At 61.0% G+C, this 1,555-nt stretch carries 1 protein-coding gene; it reads left to right on the top strand.

Going from position 1 to position 1,555, the window contains the following annotated elements:
- Positions 1–187 precede the first annotated feature (187 nt).
- On the top strand, positions 188–1,363 hold the full coding sequence (locus B1C78_RS13250; RefSeq protein ID WP_077279653.1) for a right-handed parallel beta-helix repeat-containing protein: 1,176 nt from the start codon (positions 188–190) through the stop codon (positions 1,361–1,363).
- The last annotated feature ends 192 nt before the right edge of the window (positions 1,364–1,555 follow it).

Here is a 1,555-nt window from a genome sequence, read left to right on the forward strand (position 1 = left end):
CCCCAACCCTCCCCCGCAAGCGGGGGAGGGAGAACACCTCTTCCTTTCTGTGGAGATGTCCTACGCTCTTCCGCAAACGACACGCCTCCTTTTCTATACTCCTCCAGGTAAGCGCGGAGTACCCCGCAGTTCCAGTCTGTAGCCTGCCTTGCACCCAATGCGGCTGGCCAAAGGAGAACCGGCAAACATGTTCCACAAGAGCGCGTACCTGACCCTTCTTCTGGCGATCGGCCTGATGATTGGCGCCGCAATCGGCGAAGAATGCGACGCCGACCTGTGCGTCGGTCCGGGCCACGAATATGCCCTGCCCAGCGAAGCCGCCCGCCATGCGCGCGACGGGCAGACGGTCGGCATCCTGGCCGGCAACTACGAGGACTGCGCGGTCTGGCGGACAAGCGTCAGCATTCGCGGCATCGGGGGGCGACCGCATATTCATGACAAGATATGCGGAAGGAAGGCAGTGTGGATTACCCAGGGCGCACACATTGAGATTGAGAATGTGGAGCTTTCCGGCGGCCGCACATCGGCTGGCACGGGGAATGCCATACGCCATGAAGGCGGCACACTGATTCTGCGCGACGTGGTGATCCACGGCAATCAGGTTGGGATCATGACCAATCACAGAGAGGAGCAGGCACTGGAGGTCTATGACAGCCATTTCTACGGACAGCATGCCGGACGCAGACTCGCTCACAGCATTTACGCGGGGCGGATCGGACGCTTCGTGGCCATGGGCAATTACCTGCATGATGGCCGCTCCGGCCACTTCATCAAGACCGTCGCCAACGATAATCACATCGCCTACAACCAGATCGTTGACGAGCATGGGACGGATACCCATCTCGTGGACATCTGGGCATGCAGCAAAACCGTTGTGGTCGGCAATGTGCTGGTCAAGACGGGCACGAGCGGCAACCTGAATTTCATCGGCCTGACGCCACGAAGGAGCCGTGGCGAGTTGCTCCCCTGCCCTGACGCCGAAGACAGGTTCGCGGCCATTGCGTATAACACCGCAGTTTTCACGGGGCCAAGGCCGCTATGGTCAACCCTGGTGCAGCACCGCCATATACCGGAAGTACCCTGGGAAGTGTCCAACAACCTGGCCGTGCATGTGGGGCGGCTGACACGCACGCCCGACGACGGGGAACCTCCCGGTCGTGTGGCCGGCAACGTGCATCATGAAGATTCGAGGCCGGAGCTGTTTCGTGACCCTGAGCGGCATGACTTCCGACCGGCTCAGCCACCGGGCGGATCGACAGCCAGCGCTATCGTGCCGCTGCACGAATTCGCCGCGCCCAGGGGGACCCGCTCGAGGGATTCCGTTGATAACGTGGGGGCGCATGCGTACGAATCGGACCGGTGATCGTTCCTCAGCAGATCGTAATAATGCTTGCGGCCGCTCGGCCTGTGCCCACTTCTAGCCCGCATATCTCACCGGTCGGACACCGGCTGGTGCACAACAGGCTGAAACATAAGCGGAATACGTTGAAATGGTCGCCAACCTTAGCATGACAGACTGTTTCCGCCGGAGCCCTATCGCGGTTCAGGCTCGTCT

This window comes from Thioalkalivibrio denitrificans, from assembly GCF_002000365.1.
Lineage (GTDB): Bacteria > Pseudomonadota > Gammaproteobacteria > Ectothiorhodospirales > Ectothiorhodospiraceae > Thioalkalivibrio_A > Thioalkalivibrio_A denitrificans.